16 protein-coding genes, 3 tRNA genes, 3 rRNA genes, 1 other RNA gene and 1 other annotated feature are annotated in these 19809 nt (G+C 51.0%); of the genes, 5 read left to right on the plus strand and 18 right to left on the minus strand.

Annotated elements, in window-relative coordinates; genetic code table 11:
* From BJU60_RS14490 to tadA, 7 genes are all read right to left on the minus strand, one after another.
* Positions 1-150 (minus strand): 16S ribosomal RNA (locus BJU60_RS14490); the annotation flags it as partial.
* 341 nt (positions 151-491) lie between these two features.
* Positions 492-695, minus strand: a complete 204-nt coding sequence (locus BJU60_RS14495) for a YaaL family protein (protein ID WP_236633568.1) — start codon at positions 693-695, stop codon at positions 492-494.
* Positions 696-712: 17 nt separating this feature from the next.
* A complete protein-coding gene (gene recR, locus BJU60_RS14500; protein WP_070329500.1) occupies positions 713-1312 on the minus strand; it encodes a recombination mediator RecR in 600 nt (199 codons plus the stop codon).
* A 22-nt stretch (positions 1313-1334) separates the two neighbouring features.
* Complete coding sequence (locus BJU60_RS14505) at positions 1335-1652, minus strand: YbaB/EbfC family nucleoid-associated protein (RefSeq protein ID WP_035386845.1); 318 nt, start codon at positions 1650-1652, stop codon at positions 1335-1337.
* A 15-nt stretch (positions 1653-1667) separates the two neighbouring features.
* The gene (gene dnaX / locus BJU60_RS14510; RefSeq protein WP_070329501.1) at positions 1668-3344 is read right to left on the minus strand and encodes a DNA polymerase III subunit gamma/tau; all 1677 of its coding nucleotides are present in this window, start codon (positions 3342-3344) and stop codon (positions 1668-1670) included.
* Between the two features lie 94 nt (positions 3345-3438).
* Positions 3439-3707, minus strand: an RNA gene (ffs, locus tag BJU60_RS14515) — signal recognition particle sRNA large type.
* Between the two features lie 53 nt (positions 3708-3760).
* Positions 3761-4261, minus strand: coding sequence for a tRNA adenosine(34) deaminase TadA (tadA, locus tag BJU60_RS14520; protein ID WP_016510583.1), 501 nt, complete (start codon positions 4259-4261; stop codon positions 3761-3763).
* 121 nt (positions 4262-4382) lie between these two features.
* Between tadA and BJU60_RS14525 the strand changes: the two genes are divergently transcribed.
* Complete coding sequence (locus tag BJU60_RS14525) at positions 4383-5018, plus strand: deoxynucleoside kinase (RefSeq protein WP_070329502.1); 636 nt, start codon at positions 4383-4385, stop codon at positions 5016-5018.
* Entirely contained in the window at positions 5015-5686 is a 672-nt protein-coding gene (locus tag BJU60_RS14530) for a deoxynucleoside kinase (RefSeq protein WP_016510587.1), read from the plus strand. The genes BJU60_RS14525 and BJU60_RS14530 overlap by 4 nt, the downstream gene beginning before the upstream one ends.
* A gap of 39 nt (positions 5687-5725) precedes the next feature.
* On the opposite strand, the gene BJU60_RS14535 is transcribed toward BJU60_RS14530, so the two are convergent.
* From BJU60_RS14535 to pdxS, 8 genes are all read right to left on the minus strand, one after another.
* Positions 5726-6724, minus strand: coding sequence for a hypothetical protein (locus BJU60_RS14535; RefSeq protein ID WP_070329503.1), 999 nt, complete (start codon positions 6722-6724; stop codon positions 5726-5728).
* Positions 6725-6889: 165 nt separating this feature from the next.
* Positions 6890-6979, minus strand: a tRNA-Ser gene (locus BJU60_RS14540).
* Positions 6980-7009: 30 nt separating this feature from the next.
* A tRNA-Ser gene (locus tag BJU60_RS14545) sits at positions 7010-7100 on the minus strand.
* Between the two features lie 35 nt (positions 7101-7135).
* Positions 7136-7226: transfer RNA gene (locus BJU60_RS14550), tRNA-Ser, on the minus strand.
* A gap of 146 nt (positions 7227-7372) precedes the next feature.
* Entirely contained in the window at positions 7373-8656 is a 1284-nt protein-coding gene (serS, locus tag BJU60_RS14555) for a serine--tRNA ligase (RefSeq protein WP_070329504.1), read from the minus strand.
* Positions 8657-8708: 52 nt separating this feature from the next.
* Positions 8709-8916, minus strand: a binding site (T-box leader).
* Positions 8917-8934: 18 nt separating this feature from the next.
* Positions 8935-10116 carry a D-alanyl-D-alanine carboxypeptidase family protein gene (locus BJU60_RS14560; protein ID WP_070329511.1) on the minus strand — a complete coding sequence of 394 codons (1182 nt, stop codon included), beginning with the start codon at positions 10114-10116 and terminating at the stop codon, positions 8935-8937.
* 138 nt (positions 10117-10254) lie between these two features.
* On the minus strand, positions 10255-10833 hold the full coding sequence (pdxT, locus tag BJU60_RS14565; RefSeq protein ID WP_070329505.1) for a pyridoxal 5'-phosphate synthase glutaminase subunit PdxT: 579 nt from the start codon (positions 10831-10833) through the stop codon (positions 10255-10257).
* A 1-nt stretch (position 10834) separates the two neighbouring features.
* The gene (gene pdxS, locus BJU60_RS14570; protein ID WP_070329506.1) at positions 10835-11725 is read right to left on the minus strand and encodes a pyridoxal 5'-phosphate synthase lyase subunit PdxS; all 891 of its coding nucleotides are present in this window, start codon (positions 11723-11725) and stop codon (positions 10835-10837) included.
* 287 nt (positions 11726-12012) lie between these two features.
* Between pdxS and BJU60_RS14575 the strand changes: the two genes are divergently transcribed.
* The 3 genes from BJU60_RS14575 (at position 12013) to BJU60_RS14585 (ending at position 17644) form a co-directional block, all read left to right on the plus strand.
* Positions 12013-13431, plus strand: a complete 1419-nt coding sequence (locus BJU60_RS14575) for a PLP-dependent aminotransferase family protein (protein ID WP_070329507.1) — start codon at positions 12013-12015, stop codon at positions 13429-13431.
* A gap of 4 nt (positions 13432-13435) precedes the next feature.
* Complete coding sequence (locus BJU60_RS14580) at positions 13436-14062, plus strand: class A sortase (RefSeq protein ID WP_254281713.1); 627 nt, start codon at positions 13436-13438, stop codon at positions 14060-14062.
* Between the two features lie 150 nt (positions 14063-14212).
* Positions 14213-17644, plus strand: a complete 3432-nt coding sequence (locus tag BJU60_RS14585) for an alpha-amylase family glycosyl hydrolase (protein WP_070329509.1) — start codon at positions 14213-14215, stop codon at positions 17642-17644.
* 46 nt (positions 17645-17690) lie between these two features.
* On the opposite strand, the gene guaB is transcribed toward BJU60_RS14585, so the two are convergent.
* From guaB to BJU60_RS14600, 3 genes are all read right to left on the minus strand, one after another.
* Entirely contained in the window at positions 17691-19154 is a 1464-nt protein-coding gene (guaB, locus tag BJU60_RS14590; protein WP_070329510.1) for an IMP dehydrogenase, read from the minus strand.
* 251 nt (positions 19155-19405) lie between these two features.
* Positions 19406-19521 (minus strand): 5S ribosomal RNA (gene rrf, locus BJU60_RS14595).
* 50 nt (positions 19522-19571) lie between these two features.
* A 23S ribosomal RNA gene (locus BJU60_RS14600) occupies positions 19572-19809 on the minus strand; the annotation flags it as partial.

The raw sequence follows: 19809 nt of genomic DNA on the forward strand, positions 1-19809 counted from the left end.
GAGGGCAGGTTCTTTACGTGTTACTCACCCGTCCGCCGCTCATTCCGTCGACTTCCCCCCGAAGGGTTCCGTCGATTTCCTGCGCTCGACTTGCATGTATTAGGCACGCCGCCAGCGTTCGTCCTGAGCCAGGATCAAACTCTCCAAAGAATTTGATATAGCTCTTGAAAATGACGAAGCTTGCGCTTCAATCAAAACTTGTAAAACTTTTTTTGCCTCATCGTTCAGTTTTCAAAGTTCGTCTGTCGCACTTTGGCGACTTAGATATCTTAACAAGTTTCAACCAAATGGTCAATAACTTTTTTAAGATTATTTTTTTCATTCGCTCTCGGCGACGTCTATTAATATATCAATAAAACTTTAACTGTGCAATAGCTTTATTAAAAAAACTTTAAAAACAAGAAACATTCTTTGTTTTTTACAGTCTACGACGTTTCCCTCCCCAGTTCCTTCATTATATAGAGAAAAAAAGACGAGACTTTCGCCTCGTCTCAAGTTCGTAAATTAGAAAGGGACACTTGTCGTCGCTTTGCTTCTTTTAGATAAAAAAAGTATAGTGCTTCAGCCTGCTTCACTTGGGCAGCCAGTTCACCAGTGTCTTCAACGCTCACTTCAAGCATGTGGCGCTTCGTTTCGTACTTCGCCTTCGCATCTAACAGTTCTCTTAGGAACCGTTGATCATAACTATCCCGCAAAGGTTTGCGAAACCACCTCATAGTTCTCGGCGACCTTCCATCGCCCGGGAGAGGGTTACTTCATCCGCATACTCTAAATCGCCCCCGACAGGAAGCCCGTGCGCCAGACGCGTCACTTTAATCCCGGTCGGTTTGAGCAGTCTCGATAGATACATCGACGTAGCTTCCCCTTCAATGTTCGGGTTGGTCGCCAAAATCACTTCACTGACCGCTTCGTTCTCTTGCAGACGCGTCAGCAAACTCGATACGTTAATATCTTCAGGTCCAATCCCTTCCATCGGGCTAATCGCCCCATGTAACACATGATACTTCCCTCGATATTCCCGCATCTTCTCCATTGCAATGACGTCTCGTGAATCTTGCACGACACAGATGATCGTTTCATCTCGGTGCGAATCTTTACAGATCGCACACGGATCGACGTCCGTAATATGTCCACACACTGTACAGTATTTAATATCACGCTTCGCACTGACAAGTGCCTTGGCGAACGTCAATACATCGTCCTCTTCCATATCTAATACATGGAACGCTAGCCGGATGGCAGTTTTCGGACCAATTCCTGGCAACTTTGTAAAGCTTTCAATCAAGCGTCCGATTGCTTCAGGGTATTGCAACTCGCATCTTTCCTTTCTTCACTTAAAAACCTGGAAGGTTCATCCCTTGCGTAAAACGTCCCATCTTATCGTTGACGAGTTGGTCGGCTTGTTTCATGGCGTCATTGACAGCCGCTAAAACAAGGTCTTGCAACATATCGACGTCATCTGGGTCGACCGCTTCTTCCGCGATGATGATATCCATTACTTCTTTATGGCCACTGACGATCACTTTGACCATCCCGCCTCCGGCTGTGCCTTCAACCGTCAAGTCCTTTAATTCTTCTTGCGCTTTCGCCATATCTTTTTGCATTTTCTGCATCTGTTTCATCATGTTGTTCATGTTTCCCATTCCACGCATATCGAGCGCCTCCTTTTAAACTTCTTCGATTTCAACGACATCTCCAAATCGTTCGACAGCTTGAACAATGAGCGGGTCTTCTTCGACCTTCTCTTCTTCTTTATGGTCTGAACGTTCGGATTGTTTACGAAGGATGAATTCGTTTTTTAACTCGACCCAATCGCTCTCGAGCACGGCCATGATTTCCCGACGGATCCCCGTCACTTCGAACAACGCTTGCTCGATCACATCGCGGGTCCGGCCGTTTGAACTGACCTGCTCGTAGTGCCATGTCATCCCATCTTTAAATTGTACCAGTAAGGTGTCACTTGCACAAAGAACAGCTTCACTCTCATAGAACAGCGCGAAAATCGGGCCGTCCACCGTGCGGATGTTGACCATAATGTCTTCCCAACTATCACGGATTGCATTCAAATGCTGCCGCTCAGCCCGTTGCAACAACTGGCGGATCCGCTCTTTCGGAACACGAACTTGCGTCCGCTTCATCACTTTCGGCTTCTCGGCAGCGGCCTCTGTGACCGCTACCCCATTTTTCTTCACTTCATTCAACTCACGACTCAATTCACGTACTTGGTCTTGAAGTTGCTTCATTTGCTCGGTCATCGTTCGTCCTTGTTCAGCGATGCGAATGAACGTCAGCTCGACCAATACTTTCGGATGGTTGGATAAGCGCATTTGTTGCTGACACTCATTCAATTCTTCGATCACTTGAAACAGCTCGTCCGTCGAGGTCGTTTCCACGAATTGGCGGAACGTCTCGTTCGGACGGGCTCGTTCTAGTAAGTCTATCGCTTGCGGAGATGCTTTTAATAGAAGGGCATCACGGTGCACGAACACGAGATCTTCGATAAACCGTTTCAAGTCCTTCCCTTCACGCAACATCGTCTCAAGCGTCTTCAGAATTTGATCGAGTTGTCTCTGTTGCAATCCATAGGCCATATCAAGGAGAGCGTCATCCGTAACCGCACCCGTCACTTCGAGCACTGCCTCTTCCGTCAAACGGCCGTCACTGAACGCAAGCGCTTGGTCAAGCAGGCTCAATGCATCACGCATCCCACCGTCAGCGGCACGGGCAATCAGTTTGAGCGCTTCCGGATCATAGTCGTAATCTTGGTCGTTCAAAATATAAGCCATTCGTGTCTGGAGTTGACCGACTTCATGCCGCTTCACATCGAAACGTTGGCAACGTGAGATGATGGTCGCCGGAATCTTATGGGGCTCCGTCGTCGCTAAAATGAAGATCGCATGGGGTGGGGGTTCTTCCAACGTTTTCAATAGTGCATTGAACGCCCCTGTCGAAAGCATATGCACTTCATCGATAATGTACACTTTATAACGCGCTTGCGAAGGCGGATACTTGACCTTGTCTCGAATTTCGCGGATCTCATCGACCCCGTTGTTTGAAGCGGCATCGATTTCGAATACGTCCGGGCTCGTCCCTTCCGTAATCGCCACACAGGTCGGGCACGTATTACACGGTTCCCTCGTCGGCGCCGTTTCGCAGTTGATTGCCTTCGCGATAATCTTCGCGAGGCTCGTCTTCCCCGTACCTCGCGGACCAGAGAATAAATAAGCGTGTGACATCCGTTCTTCGAGTAACGCATTTTGAATCGTGCGTGTGATGTGTATTTGACCGACTACCTCTTGGAATGACTGCGGACGATAGACCCGATACAATGCTTGATACGCCATGTCCCCGCCTCCTTTCATCGTTTCATCTTTTATTTCATCATACAAAAAAATCTACAACCCTGGGGCCGTAGATTAAAGTTATTAAATAAATCTGCCGCGCACCGATTTCTGAAAGCACGTCAATGTGCGTTACTCATGCAGTTTGCTCGGCCCAAGCACCCCTGCGGCACACGGTACGTCACCACTTAAGGCTGCTTCCTTCCGGACCTGACCTGGTTCATGGGTGACCGTTGCGCAGGACTCAGACGTCAACGCCACTTACACGAGGACGGGCCACACCAATGCACTCCCTCGAATCGGAATTCAGTCTCGCTATAGCGGATTGCGAGTTACAGGGCACCGCTACCTCCCCGCCTAGCACGGCAAATGGGTAAATGAAGTTAAGCACTTCTTCGAGTGCTATTACATTATACTGTTTAATCAGATGCGTTGCAACCTCTCTGTTCAAGCCGAGCCTGCTTCTTCCGTTCTCGAAGGCCGCGGAAGAAGGTTGTTAGTAGCTCTCCACATTCTTCTGCTAAAACGTTTTCCGTCACTTCGGCTTGATGGTTGAACCGATCGTCTTGAAGAAGGTTCATGAGTGTCCCGCAACATCCGCCTTTGGGATCGCGGGCACCAAACACGACACGCTTCACGCGCGAGAGGATGATCGCACCCGCGCACATCGGACAAGGCTCTAACGTCACGAACAGTTCACAGTCTTCAAGCCGCCAGTTACCGAGTACCGTATTCGCCGATTCAATCGCAATCATCTCGGCATGCGCGGCCGCCAATAAATCCGTTTCACGCCGGTTATAGCCGGTCGCGATCACGTCTTCTCCTTTAACGATGACACAACCGATCGGGACTTCCCCGATCGCTTCCGCCTTCTTCGCTTCGGCGATGGCGAGCCTCATAAATCGTTCATCTCGTTCCATATTAACACCCCGTTTCTTGTCACATAGTATGAAAAAAAATGAAAATCATTTCGCTCGCCCTATCTTCTTCATTGTGTGCTAGAATGGAACTTGCACTTTGGATAATGGAGGATGACATCATATGTTTATAACGGTAGAGGGACCGATTGGTGTCGGGAAAACGTCACTGGCCCATATCATCAGTCAGCACTTTTCAATGCAGATGCTGAATGAAATTGTAGAAGAAAACCCATTTCTCGGCAAGTTTTATGAAGATATCGAAGAATGGAGTTTCCAAACGGAAATGTTCTTCTTATGCAATCGATTCAAGCAATTAGACGATATCCACAAACACCACTTGAGCCAACAGCAATCCGTCGTTTCAGACTATCATATTTTCAAGAACTTGATTTTTGCCCACCGTTCGCTGAGACCAGCCCACTTGAACAAGTATGAGCAAATCTATAAGATTTTGACACATGATATGCCGAAACCCGATGTCGTCATCTACTTGCACGCCAGTATCGAGACGCTTATGAAACGCGTAGCGTTGCGTGGACGTGAAGTAGAAGAGAACATGTCTCGCGACTACCTCGAACAACTCGCCCGGGATTACGAAACGTTTGTCGAATCGTACCGTGCGACTCACCCCGAAGTGACGATTCTTTCGTTCAGCGGAGACGAACTTGATTTTGTCCAAAACCCGGACGATTTGACGCACGTTCTCACGACGATTGAACGCGAACTAGAATTGACTAAAGGAGCCCAACTAAAATGACCCTGAATGAAAAATATAACATTCCGAATGACACGATCATTACGATCGGTGGAATGGTCGGAATCGGTAAATCGACAATCACAAACTCGCTTGCCGACGCCCTCAATTTCCGCACTTCTCTCGAGAAAGTGGACACGAACCCATACCTCGATAAATTCTATCATGATTTTGAGCGTTGGAGCTTCCATCTTCAAATCTACTTCTTGGCAGAGCGGTTCAAAGAACAGAAGAAAATCTTCCAATACGGCGGCGGCTTCATTCAAGACCGTTCGATTTATGAAGATACAGGCATCTTCGCGAAGATGCACTATGAAAAAGGCACGATGTCGCCGACAGATTACGAGACGTACTCAAGCCTGTTCGAAGCGATGGTGCTCACGCCGTTCTTCCCGCACCCTGATCTACTGATCTATCTCGAAGGCTCATTCGAGCAAGTGCTCGACCGCATTCAACTGCGTGGCCGTGAGATGGAACAACAAACACCGATCGCGTATTGGGAAGAAATGTACGCCCGCTACACGGAATGGATCAACAACTTCAACTTGTGCCCGGTACTTCGTCTATCAATTGAAGAATATGACTTGATTAACGATCCGGATTCAGTCGAACTCATTCTTGAAAAAATCGGGAAACAATTGACAGTCGCCCGTGAAGCAAAAGTAAGATAAAAAGATGATGCCCCGCTCAAAAGCGAGGCATCATCTTTTTTACGGCTGGGCAATCGAGCGTTTTCGATGTGTCGGTGTCTTCCAAGCCTTCCGGTATCCGTCAATCGTATCAAACACAGCCGCCAGAATCGTGATGGCCACGACCAATCCGAACACCCACCCGAACGAGAACACGTCGTTCGGGACATTTAGTTCGACCCAGTCGACAAAGCGCGGGTCGAACAAGCGCGACGAACCCGCCATCCAAATGATAAAGGCGGCCGAGGCCACGTTATAGATCAAATTGAACGAGGCGAGTGCATACGTCCAACGTCCTTTCACCCATTTCCAAACACCGAGGACGACTTGAAGCAAAATGACGGCTAAGAACAACCAGACCACTTCAAACAAGAACGATTGATTAAAAATCGGGACAATCATCGAAAAACCTTCCCCTGTCGACTCATAAATCCCGAGAAACCGCTCGGCGTTCAAATACACCCCGAACCAAACCGCCGTAAAGAACAATCCGAATCCGGCATCCAATTTACTGATCCGTCCCCCGCGGTCCCGATCACGCAATGTGGACACCTTACAACTCATGTCAGGGGCGACCGCATCGCTCGGCGCGTAACGCTCAATCAAAAAGAAGACGAGCGTGATCCAAAAGACGAGTTGAATCCCAACGTCCCATAACGTGTCGAACAAATTCGTGAGAAAGATTCCGATTGTCGGCATGGCCGGTCCCGAGAATGTCGGGATGCTCGCCATGAGCAAACCGAAGAAGACTACAGCCATCACGATCGGGACGACGAGCTTGACCACATTGACATACATCGGGAAAAACTTAGGTCCAATCAAATACTGGCCGTCTTTATAACGCGCAGCAACGATGGCCGGATGTCCCATCTGTTCGAGCACGCGCTTCACTTCCGTCTCGGTCGGCTGATCCGGCAGCTTCGCTTCGATATCCTCCCTAATAGCAACGGCAGCTTCGTCTCTCCGCTTCGGCGGGACATGCCTGACCACTTCATCGACATACGCTTCAATCCAGTCCATGACGCTCCTCTCCTTCCTAACGCGCCACCAGTCTCTACCTTATTAAGATTCCCGATTCAAGCCGAGATTAGCCGCTTTTCGCTGTTTCGCCACAAACAAAAAAAGCCGCAGACCGTAGTCTACGACAAAAAAAAAACGCATCTGCCTGTGCAGACGCCTAAAAAGCGGAGTTGGTGGGATTCGAACCCACGCGAGCCTTACGACTCCTAACGGATTTCGAGTCCGTCCCCTTCAGCCGGGCTTGGGTACAACTCCAAGCTGAAAAAAGTGTAAAAAAAAAGAAAGTGGAAGAGGTGGTGGGATTCGAACCCACGCGGGCTGTTACACCCCTGACGGTTTTCAAGACCGTTCCCTTAAACCACTTGGGTACACCTCCACGATGTATGCAATTGTTGAGCCTCTAAATAAAAATGGAAGAGGTGGTGGGATTCGAACCCACGCGGGCTGTTACACCCCTGACGGTTTTCAAGACCGTTCCCTTAAACCACTTGGGTACACCTCCACGGCTCGTATGCAGTTGACGAACAAACATCTCGCTCGACATGATTTATAGTACCAACTCAGCAAGCAGATGTCAAACCCTTTTGTAAAAAAACATTTAAAAAAAAGCCTATCCGGAATGATACGTTCGGATAGGCCATTCCTCGTTTAACGGGGAAGTTCAATTTTTTCAATTCCGCCCATGTATGGACGCAGCGCTTCTGGGATGACGACCGATCCATCGGCTTGTTGGAAGTTCTCTAAAATCGCGGCGACGGTCCGACCGACGGCAAGCCCTGAACCGTTGAGTGTATGCACGAACTCCGGTTTGGCATTCACATCACGACGGAAGCGGATTCCGGCACGACGCGCTTGGAAGTCCTCGAAGTTTGAGCAAGATGAGATCTCGCGATATACACCTTGAGCCGGCATCCATACTTCAATATCGTACTTCTTCGCTGCGGTGAAACCGAGGTCGGCTGTACACATGCTGAGTACTTGATATGGAAGACCGAGGCGTTTCAACACTTCTTCCGCGTGTCCTGTCAACAACTCGAGTTGCTCGTAAGACTCTTCTGGTTTGACGAAGCGGACGAGCTCGACTTTGTTGAACTGGTGCTGACGGATGAGACCGCGTGTGTCACGACCGGCAGATCCCGCTTCTGAACGGAAGCAAGCGCTGTAAGCTGTATACGTAATCGGCAAGTTCGCTTCAGCGATAATCTCATCGCGGTGCATGTTCGTCACCGGTACTTCCGCTGTCGGGACGAGGAAGTAATTCGTGTCGGCCACTTTGAACGCATCTTCTTCAAATTTAGGCAACTGACCCGTCCCTGTCATCGCGTCACGGTTAACCATGTACGGTGGGAGCACTTCAGAATAGCCGTGCTCATCGGCATGCATATCCATCATGAAGTTGATCAACGCCCGTTCTAAGCGAGCACCTAATCCTTTATAGAAGACGAAACGGCTTCCCGTCACTTTACCGGCGCGTTCGACGTCGACAATTTTCAAGTCTTCCATCACGTCCCAATGCTGTTTCATCTCAAAATCGAACTCGGGCTTCGTTCCGACTTCGCGGATCGTGACGTTGTCGTCTTCTGTTTCACCGATCGGCGTTGATTCATGCGGGATGTTCGGGATGCTGAGGAGAATCATGTTCAACTCGGCTTCCACTTCACGCAATTCCTCGTCGAGCAACTTGATCTCATCACCAAGGCGGCGTGTTTCAAGGATCGGTGCTTCCGCGTCTTGCTTGTTGCGCTTGAGCTCAGCGATTTGTTTCGTCGCTTCATTTCGTTTTGCTTTCTTCACATCGACCTCGTTGATGAGGTCCCGGCGTTTCTCTTCTAACTCCGGGAAACGGTCGAGCGCACTCAAGTCTTCACCGCGTTGGGCGAGCTTGGTTTTAATCCCTTCAAAATCTTGACGTAATCGTTTGATGTCTAACATAACTAGTTCCTCCTTTTTTGCATAAAAAAGGTGGCACGCCCCTTTCCCGTAGGAAAGGGACGAACCACCTTGGATCCGCGTTGCCACCCTCGTTGCCTAAAACTAGGCCACTCGATGCACGTAACGTGTGCGTGACGTGACTTGTTTCCAAGTCAATGCTCCGAGGCCGATTCAGTTACGTCGTCCCACTAGTTTGCACCAACCACTAGCTCTCTGTAAGTAGATGACTGTAACGTACTTTTCCTCATCGTTGCATCTGTCATTGAATTAATCTTACTTTACAACATCTCGACTCTATCGACAAGACTCAGTTTTCCTAGGACGAGTCGAACCTCCTCTAAAAAGTCTGCGAAGGCCCGGCTCATCCGAGTCAAAAATGAAGCGGTCTCGACTGATTCGGCAGTCACAAGTGTTCCTGTCGGCGGACTCTCGCCGTCAAGATAGCGGACGCTCTCTGAAGGTTCAATCGTGACCGTCCCGACTTGTTGCTCGACTGCGACCGGTGCTTTCGTGTCCGGAAGGTCATAGACTGGTTCAGGGACGGCTTGCCCTTTCTCGACGAGCACTTCGAACGCCGCTGTCGTCCGCGCAGCTACCGTTTCAACTTCTCCCTCGGCGACGAATACATTCTCCGGCACGATTTCTCCGGTCCGTAAAATCGGTGTCATGACAAAGTCGCGATAAGCGAACTCATGAAGTGCTTTCGTCGCCTCATAGCGCCCGTCATCCGTCTCGGCCCCAAGGACGACGGAGAGCACGGTCCGACCATCTCGTGTCGATACGCCGATGAAGCAATAACCGGCGTCATCCGTCGTGCCCGTCTTAAAACCGAGCATCCCTGGATACGCCAAATCGCGGCCTGAAAGCATCCGATTCGTCGCTTCGAATCTGACGCCGTCAATATCGACATACGCTCGCTTCGTCACGTCGAGCACATCCGGAAATTTCGTCAAGTAGGCGAGCGCGAGCCTCATCAAATCATTGGCTGACGTCAAGTTTTCTCCTGGACGCCCTGCTGATACAGAATCTAGTCCCGAGACGTTCGCGAACGTCGTCTGGGTCATGCCGAGCTCGGTTGCCCGCTCGTTCATCTGTTGAACGAACGCTTCTTCCGACCCCGCCACCGCCTCGGACAGTGTCACCGCGGCCTCGTTCGCCGAGCGGATGAGCGCCACGTCATATAGTTCCTTGACTGTATACGGTTTATTGACGAGCGGGATGCGGGCGAGCCCTGGTTTACGCGTCAAGGCCAATGCCGCTTCACTCGGCGTCACTTCTTCGTTCCAACTCAGTTCTCCTGACTCGACTGCCTCCCGAACGAGGAAAGTGGTCATCAGCTTTGTGATCGACGCCGGTGGGAGCATCGCATCTTCATCTTTCGAAAAAAGAACCTGCCCGGTCGTCATATCGACGAGCATCGCACCGCTCGCTTCGACTTTAGGCGCTGCTGAAGCGTTCATCGGAAAAACAATAGTTATAAGGACAGCGCATATGAGCACCGATACAATCCATTTATCTTTCACAGTCTTGCCCCTTTCTGTACGTGTCTCGTTACAGTGTAGCAGAAAAAGACCCCCTAGTTACAGGGAGTCTTTGACTCATGCGAGTTGATGCTTCGTCGCCTCGACGATTTCTAAGAAGTAGCGGTGCATCGACAAGTCATCCGTCAGTTCTGGATGGAACGAACAGGCAACATATTTGTCGTAGCGCACTGCAACGATTGCTTCTTCGACCTCGGCGAGGACTTCGACGTTAGCGTCAACCGCTGCTACTTGCGGGGCCCGGATGAACACTGCTTCAACCGCGTCATCGATTCCTTTGACCGGTAAATCGACCTCGAAACTGTCGACTTGACGTCCGAACGCGTTGCGCTTGACGGTCATCGGGATTTTGCGAAGGTGGGCATCATACCCTTCCACTTCGGTCGCGAGTAAAATCAGTCCGGCACATGTGCCGAACATCGGCAACGATGTGTTCGCACGAAGCGGTTCGAGCAGGTCATAGCGGTCGAGCAGACGACGCATCGCCGTGCTCTCCCCGCCTGGCAAGACGAGTCCGTCGATGCGGTCCAAGTCATCGACCGAACGGACGACGAGCGTATCTGCACCGAGCGCCTCGAGCATGCGGACGTGTTCACGAATCGCACCTTGCATTCCGAGTACACCGATCGTCGTCATCTTACCAACCTCGCGGCGCCATGAGCTCTTCTGGTTTGAGCGTGCGGACGTCGAGTCCTTTCATCGCTTCGCCAAGACCTTTTGACAAGTGAGCGATTCGCTCGTAGTCGTCATGGTATGTCGTCGCTTCAACGATGGCACGGGCAAATTTCTCTGGGTTCTCTGCTTTGAAGATACCTGATCCGACGAAGACGCCGTCCGCACCGAGGTGCATCATGAGTGCCGCGTCTGCCGGCGTCGCGATACCACCTGCTGCGAAGTTGACGACCGGAAGACGGCCCGCTTCACGAATTTGCATGAGCACTTCGAACGGGGCACCAAGGTCGCGCGCTTCTGTCATCACTTCATCGATGCTCATTGAAAGCAAGCGTTTCACTTGTGCTTGGACAGTACGCATGTGACGAACCGCTTCGACGATGTTTCCTGTCCCTGGCTCACCTTTTGTCCGGATCATCGCTGCACCTTCACCGATGCGGCGTGAAGCTTCTCCGAGGTCACGCGCTCCGCAGACGAACGGCGCATTGTAATCACGCTTGTAAAGATGGAACTCTTCATCGGCCGGTGTCAACACTTCGCTCTCATCGATGAAATCGACCCCCATCGATTCAAGGACACGGGCTTCGGCGATATGTCCGATGCGGCATTTCGCCATGACCGGTACAGATACCGCTCCCATGACATCTTCGATGATTGTCGGGTCTGCCATCCGGGCAACGCCACCCATTTTACGAATGTCTGATGGTACGCGTTCGAGCGCCATAACTGCCACGGCTCCTGCCGCTTCAGCAATCTTCGCCTGTTCAGCGTTGATGACGTCCATGATGACGCCACCTTTTTGCATTTCGGCCATTCCACGTTTGACTTTATCTGTCCCTACTTGTCTCTTTTCCATATAATTCGCCTCCATTAAGCTAGTCTACTTGCAAGTATAGATTGATTTGACTATATTGAAAGTGCCAGTTTTATATTTTTTAAAGTGGTCAGTTTTAAGAGAAGGGTTCATGCTCGTTTCCTCGAATCTTATTACGTATAAGGGAGGAATGTTTTATGGACCAATGGGACCCGCGAGATCAAGCGGAAAACCGTTCCTTTTACGGGAAGCCTGGACTGATTTCGTTCATTCTCGTCATCGGATTCGTGCTCTATGTTTTCTTCGGCTGACAGAAGAAAGGACAACTTATGGAGATGCTCACATTCTCGCTCGAGCCTGATTCGAGCACACCGCTTTATGAACAGCTCTATTTACACATCCGGCAAGCGATCGTCAATGACACGCTCATGACCGGGACGAAACTGCCGTCAAAACGGAAGCTCGGCCAATTTTTAGACGTCTCGCAAACGACGGTCGAGCTCGCTTACGCCCAGCTGCTTGCTGAAGGGTATATCGAGTCGCTGCCACGGAAAGGGTTTTACGTCTTGCCTCAAGAAGAGCTGTACGTCAGACGTGGCACCAGCACGATCGAACCGCTTCCGACGAAAAAAACATACTCGTTCGACTTATACCCGAGTCAGATCGATACGACCGCATTCCCGTTCGAGCGCTGGCGCCGTCACTTGAAACAAGTCGTAGCCGAGGAGAATCATGAACTGCTCGCACTCGGGTCGGTGCAAGGTGATCTCGTGCTCCGCCAAGAAATCGCCACGTACTTGTATCACTCCCGTGGCGTTCATTGTTCGCCCGAGCAGATCATCGTCGGTTCTGGGACCGAGCAATTGTTGCCTCAACTGCTCGACTTGCTCACCGACGCGACGACGTTCGGGATTGAAGACCCGGGCTATCCGCTCACGCGACAGCTGTTCGAACACCAAAATCGAAGCTATGTCCCGCTCCCTGTCGACGACAGCGGGGTCCTTGTCGACCGACTCGAGGCAGAGGCAATCGATGCGATTTATGTGACCCCGGCCCATCAGTTCCCGACCGGTACGATCCTGTCCGTCAGCCGTCGCCAGCGCCTCCTCAACTGGGCGTCCGAGCGGCAAACGTACATCATTGAAGATGATTACGATAGCGAGTTTCGTTACAGTGGCAAACCGATTCCTTCGTTGCAAAGCATGGATCAAAACGAACGTGTCGTTTATTTGAGCACGTTTTCAAAGTCGCTCATGCCTTCGCTCCGCATCGGCTACATGGTGCTTCCGCCCCCACTGTTAAACCGCTATCGGGAACGGTATCGCCATTTCACCTGCAGCGTGCCGCGTTTCGAGCAACATACGCTAACCGAGTTTATGGCGAGCGGCGATTTCGAGAAACATTTGAACCGGATGCGCAAAACGTACCGCCGCAAACTTGAGACCGTGATCACGGCGTTCAAACCATACGAGCCGCTCGTCACAATCACTGGCGCCAGCGCTGGTCTCCACATCGTCCTCTCGGTCGATACAGCACAAACTAGCGAGCAATTGAAGCAACTCGCTGAACAGTCAGGCATTCGTATCAAGGCGATGGCCGACTATCGTATCAATTCACGCGACACGAGACCGCAACTGCTGTTTGGTTTCGCCGCCCTGCCTGAAGCGACGTTACACGCGGCGATTGACCAGTTGATGACCTGTTGGAATATCGGGAAGGGAGGGCCATATGGGAAAACCTCGCGATGAAACAATGATCAGACGCTCACGCTACGTCATCGGCATCGTCTGTTTGTTGATTGGTAGCCTCTTTTTGACCGAGTCATGGTGGAAAGACCGTGTCGCCACCTCGAACAGCAAACGTGTGACTGAAGCGATTCAACTCCAACAGCCGGATCGGGGCGAATTCGACTTCGAAACGGTCGAACCGTTATCGTGGGACGACTTGTTAAACGTGCGCAATCGATTTCATGATTTGCCGACAATCGGCATGATCACGATTCCAGATATCGATTTAGAATTACCAATTTTGTACGGTCTCGACAATGAGAATTTGGCAGTCGGGGCTGGTACGATGCGCGCTTCCCAACAGATGGGGCGTGGGAATTACGCACTAGCCGGTCATTACACCCAAAGTCCGACAGCCTTGTTCGGACCGCTCCATACGATCAAGACGGGAACGATGATTTACGTGACCGATTTGACGAACACGTATCAATACCGGACGGAGGCACTCGAGACCGTTCCCCCGACACGGATCGATGTGCTTGACGATACGACAGATGCGACCATTACCTTGATCACGTGCACGTTCGATGCGACGGAACGATTAATCGTCAAGGGAGAGCTCGTGCAGACAACACCTTATATCTCTAACTGAGCGTCCTTCCACACGAAGGACGTTTTATTGTTTTTCAAAAAACATATTGTGAGCGCTTACATAATCGGCTAAACTATTTCTGGAACCGTTTGCACAAAATTGACAATCCGTTGCCCTGTAGACGACCTATTTTACGAAAGAGGTGCTCTCATGAAGAAGAACAATACGGCACGACGTACGACGACATTACTCTTATCTTCTGTCCTGCTCATTCAAGCCGGTGTCCCGGTGAACGTCTTGGCCGAACCGACGACGGTGGCAGTCGATGGGAATAAAACCGATTGGACAGACGTCTCGGCGCTGGCGTCATCGGCAGATGTTGGTTGGCAAGGCTTCGATCTCGGCAATCTTTATCTTCAAAATGACAAAACGAACCTGTACTTCTATGTCGATGCGTTCAACATCCCGAACTGGGGCGACAACGGCCAATACATAAACATCGCCCTCCAAGTGAACGATGAAGATTCTGGCGTCGCCACGAACCCGCTCGGTTACCCGTTCAACTTTAGTCAAACAGACAAAAAACCGCAGTATCACATTTTACTTCGTGTCGATGGGGACAAGTCTGTCAAAGAAGCCGCGCTCTATGAAGCTGGGAAGACGACCCCGCTCGCGAACTTGGCAAACTTGAACGGTGCTTCGTTCGCCCTCGACCGGACGACAGGATTCGAAGGAAAAATCCCGTTGTCGCTGCTCGGTTTGAAAAATGACGACACGGTTCGTGCTCTCACCGTCCTCAGCGGAAACAATACCGGTGAACACGGTGCGTTCGATACGATTCCGAGCAACGGATCTAACAAACTAGCCGACAGCTGGAACGTCTCGGCCAACCCGTCGACTCAATCTGTGTACAGCCCGGCCTATACACTCAGCGGCGTCGAGACGGTGACGCAGCTTGAAGTAACGAACGTCGACCCGGCGAATCAGTCTGAAGATGCCGACGTATCTGCTCCCATCACCTGGACGTTCAATGAACCGGTGACGTTAGACGCCTCAAATGTCAGCTTGATGAGCGGAGAGACGGCCGTCTCGTTCACTGCCGAAGCAAACGGTTCGACCGTGACTGTCACGCCGACGAGCAAACTCGGACTCGGTCAGACGTACACGGCCACATTGCCAGCCGGGGCCGTCAAAGGTATCTTATCGACCACGACGCTACCCTCGCTGACGACTTCGTTCAAGACCGTCACGGAGCTGGCCGATCCATGGAAGACGCAGCGGTACATCGAAATGCTGTACGTCCGCGCCGATCAAGACTATACCGATTGGAACTTGTGGACGTGGAGCACCGGTGTCAAGGATGGACAAGTGGATCCTTACAAAATTACGGAAGACGGCGCCATTTTCCGAATTCCGGTCGGGAAAGATGCGACGAACGTCGGATTTGTCATCCGTAAAGGAACCGATTGGGCGGTCAAGGACGCTTACGGTGAAGATCGTTACGTGAAACTCGGAAACGATCGTGTCACGAAAGTCGTCGTCGCGAGCGGCCAAGGCGCCTTCCACCAAGTACCAACCATTCAAGGGCCGGTGTTCGAGGACGGGACCGTCACGTTCTTCTATCGGGACAAAGACTTGTACGAGGCAGGACAGCTCGATCAACTCGACCGTGTCGCCTTAAACGTGAATGGCGTGACCTATCCGATGGCGTATGAGGATAAGAACGAATGGTACCGTCATACCGTCCGTCTTCCGGAAGGGACGCATGACTATACGTTCCTCGTCACAAAAGACGGCGTCACGACCGAAGTGACGGATCCCTATTTTGAAGCGTCAACCGTCGAATACCGTCGTCCGGCCGTCAACCTCACGTCTTCGATCGCACCGAAAGCGATCAGTTCGCGGGAGAATGCCGTCGTTCACGTCAAACCGACGCTACCAGAAGGCGTGACGCTTCGTGAACTCTATATCGATGCCCGCCCGCTTGGTGGACCGGCTAAACTTTCAATCGATCCGGCGCTCAATAAACAGACGATCGCAGTCAAAGATACGGTCAAGCCAGGCAACAAAACGTTGACGATCACGGCCGTGGATCAATATGGCAACGTCCATAAAACGATGGCTTCCGTAAACGTCCGACCGGTCACGATGAAAGACAAGCAAGCGTTCGACTGGGACGAAGCCCGGATCTACTTCATGTTGACGGACCGTTTCCACGATGGCGACAAGACGAACAATAATCCGAACGGTGAATATTATGACCAAGATCATCTCGAATCGTATCACGGCGGCGATTTCGCCGGAATCACGAAAAAACTCGACTATCTCGACAAACTCGGGATCAACACGATTTGGATCACCCCAATCGTCGATAATATCGATTGGGATCTCCGCTACGGTAAAGATGGCTCTCAATACGGCTATCACGGTTACTGGGCTAAAAACTTCGAGAAACTTGATGAACATCTCGGAGACATGCAGGCGTTCCATCGCCTGATCGATGCGGCCCACGCACGCGGCATCAAGATCATGGTCGACGTCGTCTTGAACCACCCAGGCTACGGAATGGAACCAGGCGCCGACAGCACAGGGGCGACGAATTTCCCTACGAACAAGGAACGTGATGCCTTTAAAGGCATGATTCGTGACACGCCTGTCGATGGGGACGATTTGAAAATGTCGCTCTCCGGCCTTCCTGACTTTAAGACAGAGGAAGCTGCCGTCCGTGAACAACTCGTCAAATGGCAGACTGACTGGATCAAGCGTTCGAAGACGAAACAAGGAAACACGATTGATTACTTCCGTGTCGATACGGTCAAGCATGTGGATGCGACGACGTGGAAATCGTTTAAGAATGAACTGACAGCGCTCAAGCCAGACTTTAAAATGATTGGTGAGCATTACGGGGCGAGTGTGAACAACACAGGCGGCTATCTCCGGAGCGGCCAGATGGATTCGTTGCTTGATTTCGACTTCAAGTACCAAGCGGAAAATTTCATCAACGGGAACATTGATGGGGTCGAGAGCGCTCTTCAATACCGGAACACCCAACTCTCGAACGAAGCGACACTCGGCCAGTTCCTCAGCAGCCACGATGAAGATGGCTTCCTCATCTCTCGTGCTGGCGGCGATGAAGGCAAGCATATGGTCGCAGCCTCGCTCCAAATGACGGCGAAAGGGCAACCGGTCATCTACTATGGAGAAGAGATCGGTCAATCTGGGAAACATGCCTTAGACATGGACAAAGGCGAGTTTAACGAAAACCGTTACGACTTTGACTGGAAACGGGTGAACGGTGAAGGCAAAGACATGCACGCCCACTATCAAAAGTTGCTCAACATTCGGGCGGACTATTCAAAAGTGTTCAGCAAAGGAACACGCTCGGTCGTTGCCGGCGGTTCGAACACCGGTTATTCGATTTTTGAACGGGCTTACGGCAAAGAGTCTATTCTCATTGGATTGAACACGAAAGAGTCGGCTCAAACAGCGACGTTCGAAACAAAGCACAAACAGAACACAGTGCTCGTCGACCGCTATAGCGGACGGACGTACGTCGTCAAGCGCGATGGCAAGGTGACCGTGAACTTACCAGCGCAAGATCAAGGCGGTACGGTCATCCTCGTCTCTAAAGCTAAAAAATGATCAGCAAAAAGCCGTTGTCCCTTTTCAGGAGACAACGGCTTATTTGTTAACGTGAATAGTTTGGTGCTTCTTTTGTGATGTGCACATCGTGTGGGTGGCTTTCTTGCAGGCCGGCTCCAGTCATTCGAATGAACTGCGTATCTTCTCGCAATGCTCGAATGTCGGCAGCGCCGCAATAGCCCATTCCCGAACGGAGGCCACCAATGAGTTGATACACCGTATCGGCCAGCTCGCCTCGGTAAGCGACGCGTCCTTCAATGCCTTCTGGGACGAATTTTTTATCCGCTTCTTGGAAGTAACGGTCTTGACTGCCTCGCTTCATCGAAGCTTCCGACCCCATACCGCGATACGTCTTAAACTGACGACCTTGATAGATCTCCATCTCGCCTGGGCTCTCTTTTACGCCGGCGAGAAGGCTGCCGAGCATGACAGCGCTCGCGCCAGCAGCAATTGCCTTGACGATGTCGCCCGAGTACTTGATTCCACCGTCAGCGATGACCGTGACACCGTGCTCCCGCGCTTCTGTAACGCAGTCATAGACTGCCGTGATTTGAGGGACACCGACTCCGGCAACGACCCGTGTCGTACAAATCGAACCTGGTCCGATTCCGACTTTAATGACTGAGGCGCCGGCCTCGATCAAAGCACGTGTCGCTTCTGCCGTCGCCACGTTACCAGCGATGATTGGAAGTGTTGGGAACAAATCACGCAGTTCTTTCACTTTCTCGATGACACCAGCCGAGTGACCGTGTGCTGTATCGACAACGAGCGCATCCACGCCTGCATCGACAAGGATTTGAGCACGCGAAGCAGCGTCTTTTGTTACCCCGACAGCTGCCGCCACAAGAAGGCGCCCTTGTTTGTCTTTCGCAGCGTGAGGGAATTGCTCAACCTTCTCGATATCTTTCGTCGTGATCAAGCCCTTTAAAACGCCGGCATCGTCGACGAGTGGTAACTTCTCGATGCGGTGTTGGTGCAGAATCCGCTCTGCTTCTTCAAGAGAAGTTCCGACTTTTGCAGTGACAAGATTTTCTGTCGTCATGACGTCTTCGATCACAGTCGAGTAGTCTCTGATGAAGCGAAGGTCACGGTTAGTCAAAATACCGATTAATTTCCGTTCTTGTTCAGAATTGACGATTGGGACACCGGAAATGCGGTATTTACTCATTAAATACTCGGCATCATAAATTTGGCGCTCTGGTGTCAAATAAAATGGATTCGTAATGACTCCGTTCTCCGAACGTTTCACACGGTCGACATTCTCTGCTTGCATTTCCATCGACATGTTTTTGTGGATGACGCCAAGACCACCTTGACGCGCCATGGCGATCGCCATCGGTGCTTCCGTCACTGTGTCCATACCAGCGCTGATGACTGGAATGTTTAACTCAAGCCCTTCACATAGCTTCGTGCTCAGACTTACATCTCTTGGCAAGACGTTTGAAAACCGTGGTACGAGTAAGACGTCATCAAACGTTAATCCTTCTTTTGCAAACTTGTTTTCCCACATAAAAATCGATTGCCCCTTTCTCTATCGGACCCGAATCTTTGTTTCGAAATATTTCTGTAATGGTAACAGGTATGGCTCGAAAGTGCAATTCAATTCACGATGTTCAGAAAGTTCAGAATTGTGTTCATTCCTGTTGAATCCTTCTCAAATCATTCGGAAAATGTCCACGTTATCGGAAGGCCAAGCCAATAATAATCGGTTTTAGAAATAGAAAAAGACGACCAAGCATGTGCTTGGTCGTCTTTCATATGGCCTGGCAACGTCCTATCCTCACAGGGGGAGACCCCCAACTACTTTCGGCGCTGAAGCGCTTAACTTCCGTGTTCGGCATGGGAACGGGTGTGGCCGCTTCGCTATCGCCACCAGACAAGGGATTGTTCCCTGAAAACTGAAGACTCATCAAGTTCAAACCATTTCTAGATCAAAGCCTCGACCGATTAGTATCATTCAGCTCCACACGTCGCCGTGCTTCCACCCATGACCTATCTACCTCATCGTCTCTGAGGGGTCTTTCTTGATTGCTCAAAGGGAAATCTCATCTCGGAGGGGGCTTCATGCTTAGATGCTTTCAGCACTTATCCCGTCCGCACGTAGCTACCCAGCGATGCTCCTGGCGGAACAACTGGTACACCAGCGGTGCGTCCATCCCGGTCCT

Source organism: Exiguobacterium aurantiacum (assembly GCF_001766415.1).
GTDB classification, from domain to species: Bacteria; Bacillota; Bacilli; order Exiguobacteriales; family Exiguobacteriaceae; genus Exiguobacterium; species Exiguobacterium aurantiacum_A.

What these genes read in the sequence shown, in the direction of transcription:
- BJU60_RS14505 (WP_035386845.1), bottom strand. Translation starts at nt 1,652, where the DNA reads ATGCGTGGAATGGGAAACATGAACAACATGATGAAACAGATGCAGAAA.
- dnaX (WP_070329501.1), bottom strand. Translation starts at nt 3,344, where the DNA reads ATGGCGTATCAAGCATTGTATCGGGTCTATCGTCCGCAGTCATTCCAA.
- tadA (WP_016510583.1), bottom strand. Translation starts at nt 4,261, where the DNA reads ATGGAACGAGATGAACGATTTATGAGGCTCGCCATCGCCGAAGCGAAG.
- BJU60_RS14525 (WP_070329502.1), top strand. Translation starts at nt 4,383, where the DNA reads ATGTTTATAACGGTAGAGGGACCGATTGGTGTCGGGAAAACGTCACTG.
- BJU60_RS14530 (WP_016510587.1), top strand. Translation starts at nt 5,015, where the DNA reads ATGACCCTGAATGAAAAATATAACATTCCGAATGACACGATCATTACG.
- BJU60_RS14535 (WP_070329503.1), bottom strand. Translation starts at nt 6,724, where the DNA reads ATGGACTGGATTGAAGCGTATGTCGATGAAGTGGTCAGGCATGTCCCG.
- serS (WP_070329504.1), bottom strand. Translation starts at nt 8,656, where the DNA reads ATGTTAGACATCAAACGATTACGTCAAGATTTTGAAGGGATTAAAACC.
- BJU60_RS14560 (WP_070329511.1), bottom strand. Translation starts at nt 10,116, where the DNA reads ATGAACGCTTCAGCAGCGCCTAAAGTCGAAGCGAGCGGTGCGATGCTC.
- pdxT (WP_070329505.1), bottom strand. Translation starts at nt 10,833, where the DNA reads ATGACGACGATCGGTGTACTCGGAATGCAAGGTGCGATTCGTGAACAC.
- pdxS (WP_070329506.1), bottom strand. Translation starts at nt 11,725, where the DNA reads ATGGAAAAGAGACAAGTAGGGACAGATAAAGTCAAACGTGGAATGGCC.
- BJU60_RS14575 (WP_070329507.1), top strand. Translation starts at nt 12,013, where the DNA reads ATGGAGATGCTCACATTCTCGCTCGAGCCTGATTCGAGCACACCGCTT.
- BJU60_RS14580 (WP_254281713.1), top strand. Translation starts at nt 13,436, where the DNA reads ATGATCAGACGCTCACGCTACGTCATCGGCATCGTCTGTTTGTTGATT.
- BJU60_RS14585 (WP_070329509.1), top strand. Translation starts at nt 14,213, where the DNA reads ATGAAGAAGAACAATACGGCACGACGTACGACGACATTACTCTTATCT.
- guaB (WP_070329510.1), bottom strand. Translation starts at nt 19,154, where the DNA reads ATGTGGGAAAACAAGTTTGCAAAAGAAGGATTAACGTTTGATGACGTC.